Source organism: Streptomyces sp. NBC_01341, from assembly GCF_035946055.1.
GTDB lineage: Bacteria > Actinomycetota > Actinomycetes > Streptomycetales > Streptomycetaceae > Streptomyces.
Map to the genome: position 1 here is coordinate 1,633,176 of NZ_CP108364.1, position 16,267 is coordinate 1,649,442.

Annotated in this window: 13 protein-coding genes; 4 read left to right on the forward strand and 9 right to left on the reverse strand. The window is 68.7% G+C overall.

What is annotated here, in order from left to right:
- Nucleotides 1-8: 8 nt before the first annotated feature.
- From OG206_RS07045 to OG206_RS07055, 3 genes are all read left to right on the forward strand, one after another.
- Nucleotides 9-161: a hypothetical protein gene (locus OG206_RS07045; RefSeq protein ID WP_327113371.1), complete on the forward strand. Its 153-nt coding sequence runs from the start codon at nt 9-11 to the stop codon at nt 159-161.
- 546 nt (nt 162-707) lie between these two features.
- On the forward strand, nt 708-878 hold the full coding sequence (locus OG206_RS07050) for a hypothetical protein (protein WP_327113373.1): 171 nt from the start codon (nt 708-710) through the stop codon (nt 876-878).
- A 693-nt stretch (nt 879-1,571) separates the two neighbouring features.
- Nucleotides 1,572-2,294: a hypothetical protein gene (locus OG206_RS07055; RefSeq protein WP_327113375.1), complete on the forward strand. Its 723-nt coding sequence runs from the start codon at nt 1,572-1,574 to the stop codon at nt 2,292-2,294.
- Here the strand turns inward: OG206_RS07055 and OG206_RS07060 are convergent, their stop codons facing one another.
- The 8 genes from OG206_RS07060 to eccD form a co-directional block, all read right to left on the reverse strand.
- Nucleotides 2,295-2,633 (reverse strand): hypothetical protein, encoded by a 339-nt coding sequence (locus OG206_RS07060; protein WP_327113377.1) that lies wholly within the window; start codon nt 2,631-2,633, stop codon nt 2,295-2,297.
- A 3-nt stretch (nt 2,634-2,636) separates the two neighbouring features.
- A complete protein-coding gene (locus OG206_RS07065) occupies nt 2,637-3,068 on the reverse strand; it encodes a YbaB/EbfC family nucleoid-associated protein (RefSeq protein WP_327110983.1) in 432 nt (143 codons plus the stop codon).
- Between the two features lie 62 nt (nt 3,069-3,130).
- Nucleotides 3,131-6,283 (reverse strand): AAWKG family protein, encoded by a 3,153-nt coding sequence (locus OG206_RS07070; protein WP_327113379.1) that lies wholly within the window; start codon nt 6,281-6,283, stop codon nt 3,131-3,133.
- Nucleotides 6,284-6,327: 44 nt separating this feature from the next.
- Nucleotides 6,328-6,786, reverse strand: coding sequence for a type VII secretion system-associated protein (locus OG206_RS07075; RefSeq protein ID WP_327113381.1), 459 nt, complete (start codon nt 6,784-6,786; stop codon nt 6,328-6,330).
- Nucleotides 6,787-6,883: 97 nt separating this feature from the next.
- A complete protein-coding gene (locus OG206_RS07080; protein ID WP_327113383.1) occupies nt 6,884-7,204 on the reverse strand; it encodes a WXG100 family type VII secretion target in 321 nt (106 codons plus the stop codon).
- Between the two features lie 69 nt (nt 7,205-7,273).
- Nucleotides 7,274-7,633: a hypothetical protein gene (locus OG206_RS07085; protein WP_327113385.1), complete on the reverse strand. Its 360-nt coding sequence runs from the start codon at nt 7,631-7,633 to the stop codon at nt 7,274-7,276.
- A 103-nt stretch (nt 7,634-7,736) separates the two neighbouring features.
- Nucleotides 7,737-9,278, reverse strand: coding sequence for a type VII secretion protein EccB (eccB, locus tag OG206_RS07090; protein ID WP_327113387.1), 1,542 nt, complete (start codon nt 9,276-9,278; stop codon nt 7,737-7,739).
- Between the two features lie 29 nt (nt 9,279-9,307).
- A complete protein-coding gene (eccD, locus tag OG206_RS07095; protein WP_327113389.1) occupies nt 9,308-10,708 on the reverse strand; it encodes a type VII secretion integral membrane protein EccD in 1,401 nt (466 codons plus the stop codon).
- A 217-nt stretch (nt 10,709-10,925) separates the two neighbouring features.
- On the opposite strand from eccD, the gene eccCa reads away from it, so the two are divergent.
- Complete coding sequence (gene eccCa / locus OG206_RS07100) at nt 10,926-14,861, forward strand: type VII secretion protein EccCa (protein ID WP_327113391.1); 3,936 nt, start codon at nt 10,926-10,928, stop codon at nt 14,859-14,861.
- Nucleotides 14,862-15,040: 179 nt separating this feature from the next.
- Here eccCa and OG206_RS07105 read toward each other — a convergent pair whose 3' ends face one another.
- The gene (locus tag OG206_RS07105) at nt 15,041-16,261 is read right to left on the reverse strand and encodes a S8 family serine peptidase (RefSeq protein ID WP_327113393.1); all 1,221 of its coding nucleotides are present in this window, start codon (nt 16,259-16,261) and stop codon (nt 15,041-15,043) included.
- Nucleotides 16,262-16,267: the final 6 nt, after the last annotated feature.

Sequence of the window (16,267 nt, forward strand, 5' to 3'; positions counted from 1 at the left end):
AGTTGGCTGTGGACGCCCTGGCGCAGGTCGATCTCCCGCTGGGTCGGCGCGATGCCACCCCGCTGCGCGGCGAGTTCGTCGATAAGTGCCTGATGGTCGTCGGACGGCGTTGCGAAGAGCCGCTGCCAGACGTCGTGTTCGGCCTGGTGGGCCTCACGTGACGTGATCGGTGAATCGTCCGCTGTCCGCTGAGCCGCGGCTGTGGTGGGCTGGGTGGTGCCGGCCGGGTTGTGGGAGCCGCTGCCCGCGGCGTCGGCGGCTGCCGGACTTGCCTGCGCACCGGTGACCGGCCCCGAGACCGAGGCCGGGGGCGTGGATGTGGATATGGGTGTGGCCGAGGACGTGGTCGGTGTCTGCTGGTGGCCGCCGGCCGGGGAACCGGACGGCTGAACAGGTGTGGAGCCGTCATGCGCCGCAGCCGGTGCCGTGCCTGCCGCATCAGAGGCACCCGTCGTACCCGTCGAACCGGTCGTGCCCGTCACGTCGGTGGTGCCCGCCGCGTCGGTGGTGTCGGTCGTGTCGGTGGTGTCGGTCGTGTCGGTGGTGTCGGTGGTGCCCGTCGTGTCGGTGGCACCCGTCGTGTCGGTGTCTTCGGGTGTCGGCGTCTGGGCCGGGGTCGTCGTGTCGAGCGGGGAGGTGGTGGGCCTGGACGGTGTTGTCGGCGTGTGCGTGCTGCCGGCCGGTGAGTTGACGGAGCTGCCCGGTGTGTGTCCGCTGCCGGCGGGGACCTGGTGGGCCGGTCCGGTCTCGGCCTCGCCCTCGTTGTGTTCACCGCTGTCGGGCTGCTGGAGGGTGTGCGGCTGTTCGCCCGCCGGGCCGGTGCTGCTGGTGACGGGGCGGCCCGGGGTGGCCGTAGGGGCGCCCGCACCGATGGGTGAACCGGCAGGACTCGTCGTGCCGCCCGCAGGATGGGTCGTGCCGCCCGTGCCGGGCATGTGGGTGTCGGAGCTGACCGTGGTGACATCGGGCCTGCCGGTGCCGGCCCCCGGTGTGAAGGTGGAAAGGCCGGAGAAGTCCTGCTGCTTCACCGGTTTGACGTTGACGTTGCCGCCTCCCGCCGGGGACACCACCCCCGGGCCGCCGGCTCCCGCCGGCACCCCGTGGGCGCCCGCGGGGTTCCCGGTCCCGGTCGTGGCGCCCGCGCCCGCACCCGTACCTGCCGGGGTGTTCACGCCCGCGTTCAGCACACTGGCGATATTGGCGAAATTGAACTTGCTCGCGAAGAGCGCGCCCGCGCCCAGGCCCACGCCCAGGAACAGTCCCTGCGTCACCACACTGCTCACGCCGGCACCGAGCATGGTTGCCCCGCTCAATTCCCACCCCTCCCCGGTCAGACCGGTGCCGAGGAACTCGGCCATGGTCTCGGAGAACCCCTCGTACGTGAAGGTCCTCACCGCCCCGCCACCAGCACTGGTCACGTTGCCCAGGGCGTGGGAGAGACCGTTCCCGCCGGTCAGCGTGCCCGCGTCCCTGACGGAACGATCCGACACGTTCCTGCCGGCCCCGGACAGACCCGGACCGTCCAACTTCTTGGTCACATCCTGGACCAGGTTCTTGCTGTCGAAGGTGGAATGCTCGTCGAACGTCTTCAGAAGATTCTTGAGCTTGTTCTCCATGCCGGGCAGCGCATGCGAGAACGCGCCTCCGAGTGCACCGAAAAGACCGTCCTTGCCGATCGCACCCCAGTCGATGCCCTTCGGCCTCAGGCCGTCCGGGCCGCCCGCGATCAGCGACAGCCGGACCGCGAAGGTCGTGAACGCCTCCTCGAACGCCTCACTCACCGAGGGCATGAGATGCGTCCGCTTGATCAACAGATCGAGAATCGTCAGAATCCGCAGACGCGTCGTCGCCTTGGCAATTGCTATATCGCCCGCGGAGGCACCGCCCGAGAAGACGGACAGCACGGTAAGAACCAGAAGCTCGAGGATCAGCCGCACGACTTCGGCTATGAGCTGCACCTTGCCCTCGACGATGTTCATCGCCGTCTTCCTGCGGCCGTCAGCAATCTCCATCAACTGATCCGCAAAATTTTTCAGATGGTTCGTACCGCCGTCGTCCACAAGCAGACTCACGGCCTTGAGGTAAGCGTTCCCGACCTGCGGGGGCAAAGCGCGGGCCGCGCCGAGGAGTGTGCCACTGATGTACTCGTTGGCTTTGAGTACATCATTTGCCAGGCCATTGAGCGGAATGGCGCTCCGGAGCGCCTTGTCCTCGTTGGCGTACGGCATCCTCAGGCCGGTGAGCGCCCAGAAGGTGTTGTTCAGGTCCTCGCTTGCCTCAATGGCCATGGCTGATCAGTGCCGTCCGGTCTTCCTGGATTCGTCCTTGATGGCCTCGATATTCGCGCCCTGAGTCCGGTTGATGTCCTCGAGGCTGGCAAGTGTGCCGTGAGTCACCGCATACACGGCTGCCTCGAGTGACTCCCCCGTCGCTATCACAGTCCGGTTCTCCTGTTCCGTCTTCGGCCCTATCTCCTTCGCGAAATCGTCATCCCAGCCATACCAATCAGCGGTTGCACGCTGCCCGCTGACAAACCGGGCCGTAGCACGACTGATCATCCTGGAAAGCTCCTCGATACTTGAGGTCGCAATCTGAAGCTCCGTAGGATTTGCTGTGTATTCCCCAGAAGGCATGACTCAGTCCTCCGCATCCTCGCCGATCTCATCCTGCAACTTACTGTCCCGCCTGCGCCCGCCGCCCGACCCGTCCCGCACCCCGGGCCCGAAGATCCGCTCCCAGTCGACCTCGATACCGGGGAACCCAGGGACCGCGCCACCGGACTCGGTGAACGGCTGGAGCTTCTTCATCACACGACGCGACATCTGCGTACGGGCACGCCCGGCAGCCTCCAGCACACTGGCCGCGAGTTCACCCGCAGCCATCGTGCGCTGCTTGCCCTCCAGGAACACCAACCCCGTCAGCTCACCCTGCGACCCGACCGTGACCTCGACCGCACGGTCCCTCGACCGCACCGTCACCGACGCCGCCCGAAGCTCCGCCTCAGCCTTCGCCACCCCGTTCTGAACATTCTCCAACTCCGCCATCGCCTGAGCGATGCGCTGCTGCATCGACTCGATCCCCACAGACGAATCGAAGAGTTCCCCACCGCCCAGCGGGCTCCCCTCACCCATCAGCCGATCACCGCCGGCGCGCCACCCTCATCCGAACCCCACACGTCTTCCTCCTCCTCCAGCCAGCTGGCCCGCTGCCGGTCGCCGCTCTCGGTGACCGGCCTGCCGTTTGCTCCCGCGCCGCTTCCTGAGGACGCGAAGGGGCCGGAGCTGGTGGCGTAGTTGCTTCCTGAGAAAACGAGCTCCTCCTCTTCCTCGGCCGCGGCGGACCGGGACCTGGAGGATCGGCGCAGCGCTGCTCCACCGGACTCCCCGTGCACCGTACGGACTCGCTCGCCGTTGGAGCCGCCCTGCTGTCCCTGGCCCATGCCGCCCATGCCGCCCATGGGCATACCACCCATGGGCATACCACCCGCACCCATGGGATTTAGCGGTGAGGCACCGTTTGCTGCGCCCGCACCCGCAGCGGCCCCCAGGCCCGCGGTCGGGGCTCCGAGAGCACCACCGAGCGCGTGGCTGTCGTTCACCTCGTCGAACAGGCCGTCGTCGCCGGAGCTGTCGTAGCCGAGGCCTCCTCCTAGGCCGACGCCACCGCCGTTGAGGTTCGAGGTGGGTGAACCGGAACCGCCGCCCAGGCCTGGGAAGTCGGACAGCCCGGAGCTGGAACCACCGCCGGTGCCGATGCCGTTCAGGTCGTTCAGACCGTTGAGGTCGAGCGACGGGAAACTGCTGTGATCCGGGAATCCCGGCAGACCGGCTCCGGCTCCGGACCCCAGACCGGTACCGAGCCCGGTGCCGGTGCCGGATCCGTTCAGGTGAGTCGTTTCCGACTTCCCGTCCGGCTGGGTCGTGGTGAGTGTCCCGTCCTTGGGGTTGAGGGTCTCGACCGTGCCGTCCGGGAACTTCGTGGTCAGTGTGCCGTCCGCGTTGAGCTTCGTCACCGATCCGTCGGGGTTGTGGAACGACTCGCCGGTGTCGAGGTGGGAGGTCGTCTCTTTTCCGTCGGGCTGCGTCGTCGTCACGGTGTGCGTGGACGGGTCGAGCGTCTGCGTGGTGCCGTCCGGGAACTTGGTGGTGAGTGTGCCGTCGGGGTGCAGCGTGGAGGTGGAGCCGCCGGGGTTGGTGAACGTGCCCGGAGCCGCGTTGAGCGACGTGTGGGTGTCCGTGCCGTCGGGGTGATGGGTGACCGTGGCCCCGGTGTCGGGGTTGACCGTGGTGGTGGTCCCGTCGGGGTACTTCGTGGTCAGAGTGCCGTCCGGGTTGAGCGTCGTCGTGCTGCCGTCAGGGTTCTTGACCGCATTGCCCGGGTTCAACGGGGTCGTCGTGGTCTTGCCGTCCGGCCCTGTCGTGGTGATCGTGCCGGTGTTCGGGTTGAACGTGCTGAGGCCGCCGTGGGGGAACGTCGTCGTCAGCGTTCCGTCGGAGTTGAGCTGGGTGGTGCTGCCGTCGGGGTTGGTGAGGTTGGACGCACCACCGCCGCCTCCGAGGAGGTCGTTCAGGCCGGACGTGCCACCGGCGCCGAGACCACCGAGGTCGTCGTTGAGGCCGGACGTGCCACCGCCGCCACCCCCGAGGAGGTCGTTCAGGCCGGACGTGCCACCATCGGCGAGACCGCCGAGGTCGTCGTTGAGGCCGGACGTGCCACCGGCGCCCCCGAGAACATCGTTGAGGCCGGACGTGCCACCGGCGCCCCCGAGGACATCGTTGAGGCCGGACGTGCCACTGCCGCCGAGGGCTCCGTTCAGGCCCTGCGCAAAGTTGTTCAACCCGGCGCCGAGGCCCGAGTTGAGGTCGGTCATGCCCTTACCGATGTCGTTGAGCCCACCGCCAAGGCCTTCGTTCAAGGCACCGAGCTGCTTGTTCATCCCTCCACCGAGGTCGTTGAGACCCTTTGAGAGTTCTTGCTGGTTCTTGGCAGTGCCCTCCAGGAATTCATTGAGTTTCCCTTCGTTCTCCTTGCCCTCCTCCTCAGCGGCCTTGTTCTTGTCCTTCGTGTACGACTCCGTCAGGGTCGACGTGTCCTTGGCCTTCAGGGGGTCGCCGAAGCCCTCACTCGCGTTGGCCAGCTCGGTACCCAAGGTGATGAGGACCTGCTTGCCCACGGGCACCAGCCACTGTTCCACCCGCTCGTTCCACAGTTCGACCGCGTGCTGGCCGACTTTCCTCCAGGTGGACATCTCCGTGAGGTTGCCGTAGTACGGGTGGTTCTGCTGGAAGGAGCCGCTCGTACTGTAGGAGCTGGCGGCGGTCATGCCCCCGCGCTTCACCAGAATCTGGGAGGCATTGTTCTGCAGCACCCACCGTGTGACGTCGTCGAGGAGGTTGAGCAGCGCGCGGAGAGGGTCGTGCCACGGATCCTCTCCCGACGTCGAGCCGGCCCAGCGGTCCCAGGCGGCCTGAAGTTCCTGGGCCTGTTTGACCAGCGCCTGCTGAACTCCCGCCAAGGCGTCGCCGTACTTGGTCTTGGGGGAGATTCCGCTCGTCAGGACATTGCTGCCGTGGTAGTCCGTACCGCCGAGCTGTGTCACATAGCTGTCGAAGTTCGTGCGAATCTGGTGGAGCAGGTTCCAGAAGACGCCCGCAGCCCGCCCCCTCCAGGCGGCCTGTTCCTCCCCCATGGACTTCTCCCACTGCTGGAGCACCTTCGCGCGGTCCTGGAAGAACTGGATCGTGCGGTCGAAGGCGAGGGAGGTGCGCTCGAAGGACTTGAGGTCCACGGCCTCACTGGGGATCACCGACAGACCGCTGAACTGGAAGTCACGAGTGGTCTGCTGCGTGAGCAGCCTGTCCAGCGCCGCCCTGGGACCAGTGACGTACTGACCCAGGGCGGTGCTGTCGTACTGGCTGTCCTTGCCGAACTTGCCGCCTATCATCGAGTCACCCCCGCCGAGCAGGTGGCCTTGTCCATCGGACTCGATAGATGTGCCGAGGAAGACGATCCGCGCACGGTTCATCTGGACCCCGTCGCCGGCCTTGGTGTAGAAGGCGATCTCGTAGTCCTGGCCGCTGCGCTTCTGCCACCCGGACAAGGCGGAGTAGTCCTCACTCGTGACCGCCCGCATGGCGATCTTCTCGATGTCCATGCGGAAGAGCGGGATGTCGTCGTTCCCCTTGAGATGGTCGAAGAGCGTCGACCGTTTGGGCACGCCGTACCCGGTGAGAAGGGTGATGGCCTTCCCCCAGTAGTCAGCCGGGTCATAGTTGGCAGGCATGGCGCGAACTCCAGGAGTGGGCTGGGTTGTGGACGGGTATCCGGCTAGGACTTGTCGTGGGTGGAGGCCGACTTGCCTCCGGCGGCGAGGTCGTCGTCGACGTCGGTGAAGATGTCGAGGAACTCCTCCGCGCCGATCTCGCTCAGGTTGTTGCCCTGCGTCTTGAGCAACGTGTCCACAGTCTCCTGCAGATCCCGGTCCATGTCCTTGAACAACGTGTGATGCGCCGCCAGCTCGCCGTCGACCGATTCCGCGACGCTCGTGATCACCTTGATCAGGGTCTGTCCGTGGACGGAGTCGTCCGCCCCCATGAGGCCGATGGCGGCGAACTGGTTCTCGTCGAGAGTCTCCGGGGTCGCCATGCCCTCCACCAGGGACTTGAGCGCACGGACACCTCCCGGGTCGTCCTTCCTGATCTTTTCGAGCGCGGAAATGAAGTCAGCCAGATCGTTGGCCATGAATGTCTTTATCGCGCCAGAGTCCAGATGAGTCAGATCTGCCACAGCATGCTCCTGCTTCGTCAAATGGTGAGGCGCCGTCCGCCGTCACGGCCCGGGGGGGCTGGACGGCGGACGGCGGACTGCTGACCTGCCCGTCGGGTCAGCGACCGAGGTGGACTTCTTCCCACAGCTGGGTCAGCTGGGATTCGCTGTACTGGTAGTTCTCGACGACCTGGTTCAGCAGACCGGCGTGGGAACTGAGCATGAGCTCCATCTCCTTGACCGCCCCGTCCCAGGCTGCCTGCTTGGTCCGGTAGACCTCGGCGTCGCTACCCATCCAGGTCTTCCTGAGCTCGCCCAGCTCCAGCTCCAGCTGTTCGAGCGTCCCGGCGATCGCCCTGGTCTGGTTGACCAAGTCCTCGGCGGCGTTGTTGGAGTGGCGGTAGTCGACGGAGATATTTCCATCGGTATAGTCGGGCATTTGGGACCTCGTCTCGGTTCGGGTGACGAATGATGTGTCTGTGTGCGGAGCCTGTGGGACGCGCGCGGATCAGCGGCCGGTCGCGCCGGGGGAGCTCATCATGGTGTTGAAGGTCGAGTCGGACTGCTTGGCCGACGCGAGGATGGCGTCGTTGGAAGCGCCCTGAACCTTGCTGTGCTGGATGAGGGTGTTGTTGAGCTGGGTGATCATGTCGTTCAGGTTGCGCAGGATGACGTTGGCCTTCTCGTCCCATGCCTGGAGCAGTTGGCTGTAGGCGCTGCCGTCGCTGCCCTGGAAGGCATTGTCGAGCCCGCCTCGCGTGGTGTCCACGTCCTGCTTGGACCTCTGGACGCCGCTGTAGGCCTGCTGGAGCGCGTTGATGCCGTTCCGTGTGGCTTTCTCGCTTGACTGCTGGCCGTTGCTCGCCATGGTTCACCTCTCGGTTGGGCCGGTTACTTCGGCTGGGTCATTCGTGTCGTGTCAGGGAGCGGCCGATGCACTCCCGCCGAACGCGCACGTCCGAAGAACGCGCTCATCTTTTCTTCTGTGCCGCGGACTTGGAGGTCTCCTTGGCCGCGCTACTGCCTACGGGAGCGATCCCGCAGTCTGGGGGTGTGACGACCGAGCTGCCGCTGCCGGCCGCCGCCACGGAACTCAACGCAGGGCCCGAGGGCAGCATCGAGAGCAGGGGGGAGGGCACCGCCTTCACGTCGTTCTCGGTGTAGCCCAGCGCCTTCAGTGCCTCCGCGTCAGGCACCCGGTGCTTGACGCCGTTGTCCGCCACGAGGTAGGTGGTGTTCCCCAACTTCGCGCCGCTCGCGGTCAGTGCTCTGACCAGCGCACCGTGACCGGGGCGGACGACCGTGGCGTTGACCGGCAGGCATGCCCGAGTGGCGTCGTCGGTAAGACTCGGGGCCGTGGGGGTCAGTGAGCTCACGGGGAGCAGCACGGTGGCGACCTTGGTGCCGCCGTGGTCCGGCTGTACAGCGGCGCAGGCCGTCTGGTCCTCCGGCACGGTGGTCGCGTGCGGTGGCGACGAGGGCAGTCCGGCGGAGCCGGGTGACAGGCCCTCGCTGCCCGGAGCCTGGTGTTCCTTCAGCGCGTCGGCACCCAGGTCCCCGACGGTCGGGGACGCGCCGTCGTAGGCCTTCTCACGGGTCGCCGGGTCGCCGAGGAGCAGAGCCGCGCCCGTGTCCGTCAGCGGCACCAGGCCTTCTTTGCGCAGCAGGTAGTACTTCGGTGACGAACCCGGGACGTGGACCTGGAAGACCTGTCCCACGGTGCTGTCCCTGCCGCCGAGAGACGGCCCCTTCGCACCGCGCCCCGGCACCGCGGGGGGCGCGAGGTCGGGCCCCGGAACCAGGGCGTCGAGGAACGCAGCGGACACCGGGCGCGCGGTGACCGAGCCGTAGCCGAGGGAGACGACGGCGGCGGACTTGGCGTCGAGCCTGAGCCGGCTGCCCCGCCACACCAGGTAGGCCGACTTGTCGGGGCCGCGCACCAGGAGGCCGTCCCGGTCGGCCATTCCGTGTCCGGTCATCGGCGCGCCCACGACGAGCGTGGTGACCGCGGTGGCGTGCGCGCTGCCGGTGCTGCTGTCCTCGGCCGCGTCGAGGGTGGAGCAGACGTGCCACGGCCCGCCGTCCAGATCGCCCGAGTGCGGGACCTGGTCCGGGGCCCCCGGGATACCCACGGGTGTGCCGAGGGGGGTGTCGCGGAGCGAAGCGGTGCGTACGTTGGTGGTCTTGAGGTCGGCGCCACCGATCAGCATCGCCGACGCGTAGTTGCGCACAGGCCTGAGGCGGCCGTCGGCGAACAGGTAGCGGGCGCCGGTGTCCTTGTTGACGATCAGGCTCTTAGGAGTTTTCCAGGAGTCGTTGCCACCGGGCGAGATCAACCCGAACAGCAGGGATCCGGCGGCGATGACGACGGTGATGATGACGCCGATCATCGTGCCGCGTGTGGTGCGGACGAGGGGGCTCTCCGCGGCGTCGGGGTCGCCGAGCGACATACCGGAGGCCAGCCGGCTCATCATGAAGGTGTGGGCCTGGACCTGATCCCGCTTGGACTGCATGGACGCGTGTGCCTTCCGGTTCTTCGAGGTCAGCCGTTGATGGCCCGCAGGGCGCCGAAGACGCCGAGGACCCACAACGTCAGGGGCAGCAGGGCGACGGCGAGCAGCAGTTGCAGGATCTCCGCCGCACGGCCCCAGTAGGGCAGCATGCGCCGGCCGGGGATCGTCCAGGTGGCGATGGCCAGCAGTGCGGCCAGCCCCAGCAGCCCGCACACCAGTACCGGACGCGCGGACGGGCTGATGTGCACGGCGGTCGCCACGGCCAGGAGTGCGGCGCCCCAGGCTCCCGGTGCCACCAGGACGAGCCGCTGTGCCACGTTGACCAGGCCGCGTCCGTGCATCAGCAGCAGCGCCGACAGGACCCCGGCTGTCAGTCCCTCTGCCAGGTTGGGCCGCCAGGCCAGGGCGGCCAGGGCACCGCCACAGACGACACCGGTGGCCGCGTACAGGGCGGTCATCCAGCCGCTGGAGAGTTCCGTGCGGTGCTCCACGTCGCCCTGGTTGTAGGGCTCTATGTCCTCCTGGAGTTCTCCCGGGCTCGAGGGCAGGGAAGGCATCCGCATGCCGGCGAGTTTGAAGGAGAGCGCGGGCACGAAGCCGCCGAAGACCACCACCAGCGCGGCGACGACGGTGAGAGCGTCGTCCGTAGGCACATCCAGCAGGCTCATCAGGGCGCCCGCGAGGGATCCGGCCAGTGCCACGACGGTGCTCGCGACGAACATGGGTGTGGCCACGGCGGAGACGGCCAGCGCCAGCACGGCGCCGCCCGCGGCCGCGGCGCCCGCGGCCAGCAGGCGGGCACCGAGCACGTGGTAGGCCTGCTGCCCGGATATCTCTCCGCCGGGCAGCAGCCAGCCGGCCACCGCCAGGAAAGGCGCGGCCATGAAGCCCAGTACAGCGCTGCCGACCGCGTCGCCCACGGCCCGGCTCGCGGACGCGGATCCGGCGAGGAGCAGCACTCCCGCGGCTCCCGCCGTCGCGGCGCGGAGGTCCGCGTCGCCGCTGGGCCAGGCCAGCATCGCCAGGCCGAGCAGCAGGGTGAGGACGAGCAGTGCGCGCAGCAGGTGGGCGCTCAACTCGGGTCGCCAGCCGTGCAGTCGGTCACGCATGACGGTGGCGATGCCGTCCGTGAGGTCGTCCAGCCGTACCTCTGGCAGGGACTCGGAGCGGGGGCGCAGATGCAACACCTCACCGTCCTTCAGATCCAACGTCTCCAGAGTGTGTTCACCGTCGAGCGGGAGGCCGCCCAGGCGTTGCAGTACCCAGCCCCCGTGCTCGAGGCCGGTCTCCTCTACCTCCTCGCCCGAGTAGCGCAGAAGCGTGGGCAGCAGGTCGGCGACAGGAACGTCGGCCGGTACCGCCAGATCAACTGCCTTGCCGGGGGCGTGAACAGTGAGGCGGCACAGGGCTGTCACTGCGTTGTTGGACATCGTGAGACTCGCGATTCCCTGGAGGGTCGACTCTTGCGGCTTGGTACTTTACGTGTCAACGAGGCAGACTACTCAAACCTAGTCGGGCAGATGTGACCAGTCCAGGATGCGGCCTCCTGGAACACGTCGGAGCGGATCGCCCGAGGCCCCCCTGTAAGGAGCCTGTTTCTTGAGTGTTGTGCTGTTTCGTCGCCCTGCCCGACGCCGTGGCCCGGATATGCCCGAGGGTGAGCTGAGCCTTCAGGAGCCGCCCACCCTGCCGGAGATCGTGCCAGACACGTCGGCCGTATGGACATACATGCCCATGGCTTTGATGTCTGTTTCTTCGATGTTGGTGTTCATACGTCCGGGCGGGGGCAGCGTCCTCACGTATGTCGCCATCGGCATGATGATCCTGGCTTCGGGCGCGATGCTGCTCGGTCAGCTGCTGCGCAAGCACAGCGACCGGAAACAGCGGCTTCGTGGTGAACGCAGGGATTACCTGAGGTACCTGTCACTGTCCCGGCGCCAGGTTCACCGGGCGGTGATCGAGCAGCAACTCGCTCTGGCCTGGCGCCATCCTGAACCCGACGCACTGCGGTCGATGGTCCACACTACCCGGCTGTGGGAGAGAAGGGTCAAGGACGAGGACTTCGCGGAGGTTCGGATCGCGGTCGGTGACCAGGCGCTGGCCATGCGGCTGTCGCCGGTGACGACCAAGCCGGTTGAGGACCTCGACCCGTTGGCCGCGCACGCCTTGCGACGGTTCATCCGCGCCTACAGCACGGTGCCCAGCCAGCCGATCGCGCTGTATCTGAGGTCCTGGGCACGAGTGTTGCTGCAGGGCGACGACGACAGGGCTGTCCGGGATCTGGTGCGCTCGGCGCTGTCGCAACTGGCCTTCTTCCACGCGCCGGAGGAGCTGTGGATCGCGCTGTGCGTGTCCGACGAGCGCCGCGCGGAGTGGGAATGGGTGAAGTGGCTGCCGCACAATCTCGACCCGCGGGACGAGGACGGCGCCGGGCCGGTGCGGCTGGTGGCATCGGCACTCAACGAACTCGAGGACCTGCTCGGCGCGGAGTTCGCCGAGCGCCCCGATTTCGACCCGGACGCGGAGGCCGGGCGCGAGGAACCGTTCACGGTGATCGTGGTCGACGGCGGCGCCGTACCCTCCGGGCACCGGCTCGACGGGCCGGGATACCGCAACACGGTCGTGATCGACGTGTCCCACGCGCTGCGCTGGCGGCCCGGCCGTACCACGCTGCGGCTGGACGTCGCCTCCGACAGCGTTGCGCTGGTGCGGACCGACCGCAACCGCAAGGAGCAGTCGACGCGGCTCGGCCGCCCCGACCGGGTCGGCCCGGTGGCCGCACGGTCCCTGGCCCGGCTTCTGGCGCCGTTCAGGATGGGCCTGAGTGTCGATACCGCCGAACCGCTGGCCACTGACACGGAACTGACCACTCTGCTCGGCATCCCCGATCTGCACCGGCATGAACCTGCCACACTGTGGCGCCGCAGCACCGGCACCGGACGCCTCCGGGTACCGATCGCCCTGGGCGGCGACGGGCGGCCGGTGGAGCTGGACATCAAGGAGTCGGCACAGGGCGGTATGGGTCCGCACGGCATGCTGATCGGAGCCACCGGTTCCGGCAAGAGCGAGCTGCTGCGCACCCTGGTGCTGGGTCTCGCCCTGACGAACTCCTCGGAAACACTCAACTTCGTCCTGGTGGACTTCAAGGGTGGCGCCACCTTCCTCGGCCTGGACGAGCTGCCGCACACCTCCGCGGTGATCACGAACCTCGCGGACGAGGTCGCGTTGGTTGAACGTATGCAGGACGCCCTGCACGGCGAGCTGATCCGCCGACAGGAACTTCTTCGCGCGGCGGGCAACTACACCTCGGCGCTGGACTACGAGAAGGCGCGTGCGGCCGGTACTCCGCTCGCGCCGTTGCCGAGCCTGTTCGTGGTGGTCGACGAGTTCAGCGAACTGCTGGCAGCACACCGCGAGTTCATGGAACTGTTCGTGATGATCGGGCGCCTCGGACGCTCTCTGGGCGTCCATCTGCTGCTCGCCTCGCAGCGCCTGGACGAGGGCCGCATGCACCAGCTCGAGAGCCACCTCTCGTACCGCATCGGCCTGCGCACCTTCTCCGCCATGGAGAGCCGGGGCGTGCTGGGCGTGCCGGACGCCTACGAACTGCCCTCGCAGCCGGGCAGCGGCTTCCTGAAGAGTGGTGTGGAGGCACTGACCCGGTTCAGGGCGGCGTACGTCTCCGGCCCGTACCGGCAGCGCGGCGGCGCCGCCGCCCAGGCGAGGGTGGCAAGCCAGGTGGTGCCGTGGACCGCCGAATACGTGGTGCCGCGGGCCCCCGCAGAGGTCTCCGAGCCGGAGCCGGACGTCGAGGAGGACCAGAGCGAAACCTCCTTGCTGGCGGTCGCCCTGGACAAGTTGCGTGCCTCCGGGCCGAACGCGCACGAGGTATGGCTCCCGCCGCTGGGCGAGCCGTCCACACTGGACGAGCTGCTGCCCGGACTCGCACCCGACCCGGCACGCGGCCTCACCGCGGCCGGCTGGCGGGGAACCGGCCGGCTGTCCGTGCCGGTCGGCCTGGTGGACAAGCCCTTCGAGCAGCGGCGGGATCCGCTGCTCGTCGACCTGTCGGCCGACGGTGGCCATGTGGGCGTGGCCGGCGGCTCACAGAGTGGCAAGTCCACCGTGCTGCGTACGCTGATCACGGCCCTGGCGCTCACCCACACCCCGCGTGAAGTCCAGTTCTACTGTCTCGACTTCGGTGGCGGATCGCTCTCCGCCCTCGCCGGGCTGCCGCACGTCGGTGGTGTCGCCGCCCGGCTGGATCAGGAACGGATCAGCCGCACGGTCGCCGAGGTCACGGCCGTGCTCAACCAGCGTGAACAGTTCTTCCTGGACAACGGCATCGACTCGATGGCGATGTACCGCCGCCGCCGTGCGGCCGGAGAGTTCCCGGAAGAGCCGCACGGCGACGTCTTCCTGGTGGTGGACGGGTGGTCGACGGTCCGCCAGGACTTCGACCACCTCATCCCGACGTTCAACCAGATCGCGGTCCGGGGCCTCAACTACGGCATGCACCTCGTCGTCGCGACCGCCCGCTGGGTCGAACTGCCCGCGCAGATCCGCGACCAGCTGGGCACCCGCCTCGAACTGCGGCTCGGCGACTCCATGGACTCGATGATCGACATCCGCAAGGCGGCCAAGATTCCGCGTACGCCGGGGCGCGGCCTGACCAGCGAGGGAAAACTGCACTTCCTGACCGCGCTGCCCCGCATCGACGGCCTCAGCAACGTCGACGACCTCACCGAGAGTGTGGTGGCACTGGCCGAACAGGTCACCGCACAGTGGCCCGGCCAGCCGGCGCCGCCGGTCCGCATGCTCCCGCACCGGCTGCCCCTCGCGGAGCTGCCGCCCTCCGAGATGGGCGACGGGCTGCGGATTCCCCTGGGCCTCGACGAGGAGACGCTGTCGCCGGTCTGGCACGACTTCAGCAGGACCCCCCACCTCATCGCCGTCGGCGACACCGAGAGCGGCAAGACCAACCTGCTCCGGATGATCGCTTCGGCGATCACGGAACGCTACACACCGGACGAGGCTCGCGTGCTGGTCGTGGACTACCGGCGTGAACTGCTCGAGTCCGTGCCGGAGCAATACCGTCTCGGGCACGCCATGTCCGCCGACGCACTGCGCGAACTGGTGGACGGCTCGGCGAGGGCCATCAAGACGCGGCTTCCCGGGCCGGAGATCACCCCCGCCCGTATGCGCCGTGCCGACTGGTGGGCAGGCCCGCGACTGTTCGTCCTCGTGGACGACTACGACCTGGTCAGCTCCAGCAGCGGCTACGACCACCCCTTCGGCGCTCTCTTCGACCATCTCGCCCTCGGCCACGAGACCGGCTACCACATGGTGGTGGTCCGGTCGGCCACCGGTGCGGGTCGCGGCCTCAACGACCAGCTCCTGCGCCGCCTGGACGAGGTCAACACTCCGGGTCTGCTGCTGTCGTGCCCGCCGACGGAGGGCTTCGTCTTCGGCAACATCAAGCCACGCAACCTGCCGCCCGGCCGTGGGCAGTACATCGCACGGCGCAAGGCGACGCTGATGCAGACGGCGATGGCGGAGACCGGGCCGAGCCCGCAGGAATGACCTCACATACGTGGGCGGCCGCTCCCTCCGGGGAGCGGCCGCCCACGTATCCGTACCGTCGTCACGATGTGTGCCCGGCCCGCAGACGGCGCTCGGGCCCACGCGGAACCCCTGCGCTCACCCGATGGGCGCGCGCCCCGCGCGAGACGGCCGGCGCGCGCCTGCCCCTCAGATCCGTATCAACGGGCAGGCGCGCGCCAGCGACGGGCGCGGCCGCGCGGGACGATCACCGCGCCCCACGCGGCGAGCAGAGCCACACCGGCACCGCCCGCGGCGAGTGCGACGGCGCGGCCGGTGGCACGCCCCGCGTCACCGTCCGACGGCAGGTGGACGGGGCCCGAACCGGTCGCCACCTGTGGGAGGGCCGCTCCGCCGCGCACCGAGGTGACGGCGGCGTACGGATCGACGCGAGGGACGTCCGCCGGATAGGCGGTGGCCACGAGCACCTCGGCGGTCGCCTGAGCGGACAGGCCGGGGTGCATGGACCGGACGAGCGCCGCGGTCCCCGCGACGTACGCGGCCGCCAGTGACGCCCCCGACCCTATGAAGTGCCCCTTCCCCCCGGGCCCGATGCCGACCACACCGTCACCGGGCGCGGCCATGTCGGCGCTGCGAGGCAGGAGGGCGTCGTCCGGCCTCGTGCCCCCGGCGTCGATGTCGACGACGGACAGCACTTCGGGCTCGGCCGCGGGCCAGTAGTCCCGCGGTACCGGGGCCTCGCTCGAAGTGCGCTGCGGGGCGTCCGGCACCGCGGCCGCGACGATCAGCACGTCCTTCTTGACGGCGCGGGACACCGCGGCCCGGAGTTCGCCGGACCGCTGCACCACGGCGGGGGACACCTCGATGACGTCGGCCCCGGCGTCGACCGCGGAGTTGATGCCCGCTGCCACGGTGGCGCCGGTGGCGGCGCCGCGCTCATCCGTCCCGCGTACGCCGATGAGCCGCGCGCCCGGGGCGGTGCCCGCGAACCTGACCCCCTTGGCGGGTCCCGCGGCGATGAGCCCGGCGACGAACGTCCCGTGGCCCACGCAGTCGGTGCCTCCGCTCCCGACCGAAGTGACCCTCCCGTGCAGTGCCGGTGCCTTCTGGGACACCCCGGTGTCGACGACCGCCACGGTCACGCCGCCGCCCTGCGTCACGGCCCACGTGCGGGCCAGTCCCAGGCTCTGCTGAGCCCACGGCAGGGCCGCCGCCTTCTTGTCCGACGGGCCGGTACAGCCCTGCCCGTCGGTCAGTTCGGAAGGCATGACAAGCAGCCGTGTCGAGTCGGACGGCGATGCGGCACTCGCCGGCCCCGCTGCCGCGAGTGCCGGCACCGAGAGCAGAGCCGTCAGCGCCACGGTGCTGAACCGCGTCGGAGCGGAGGTGTACATACGGCGCCGTAGGCGGAGACGGGTCATGGCACG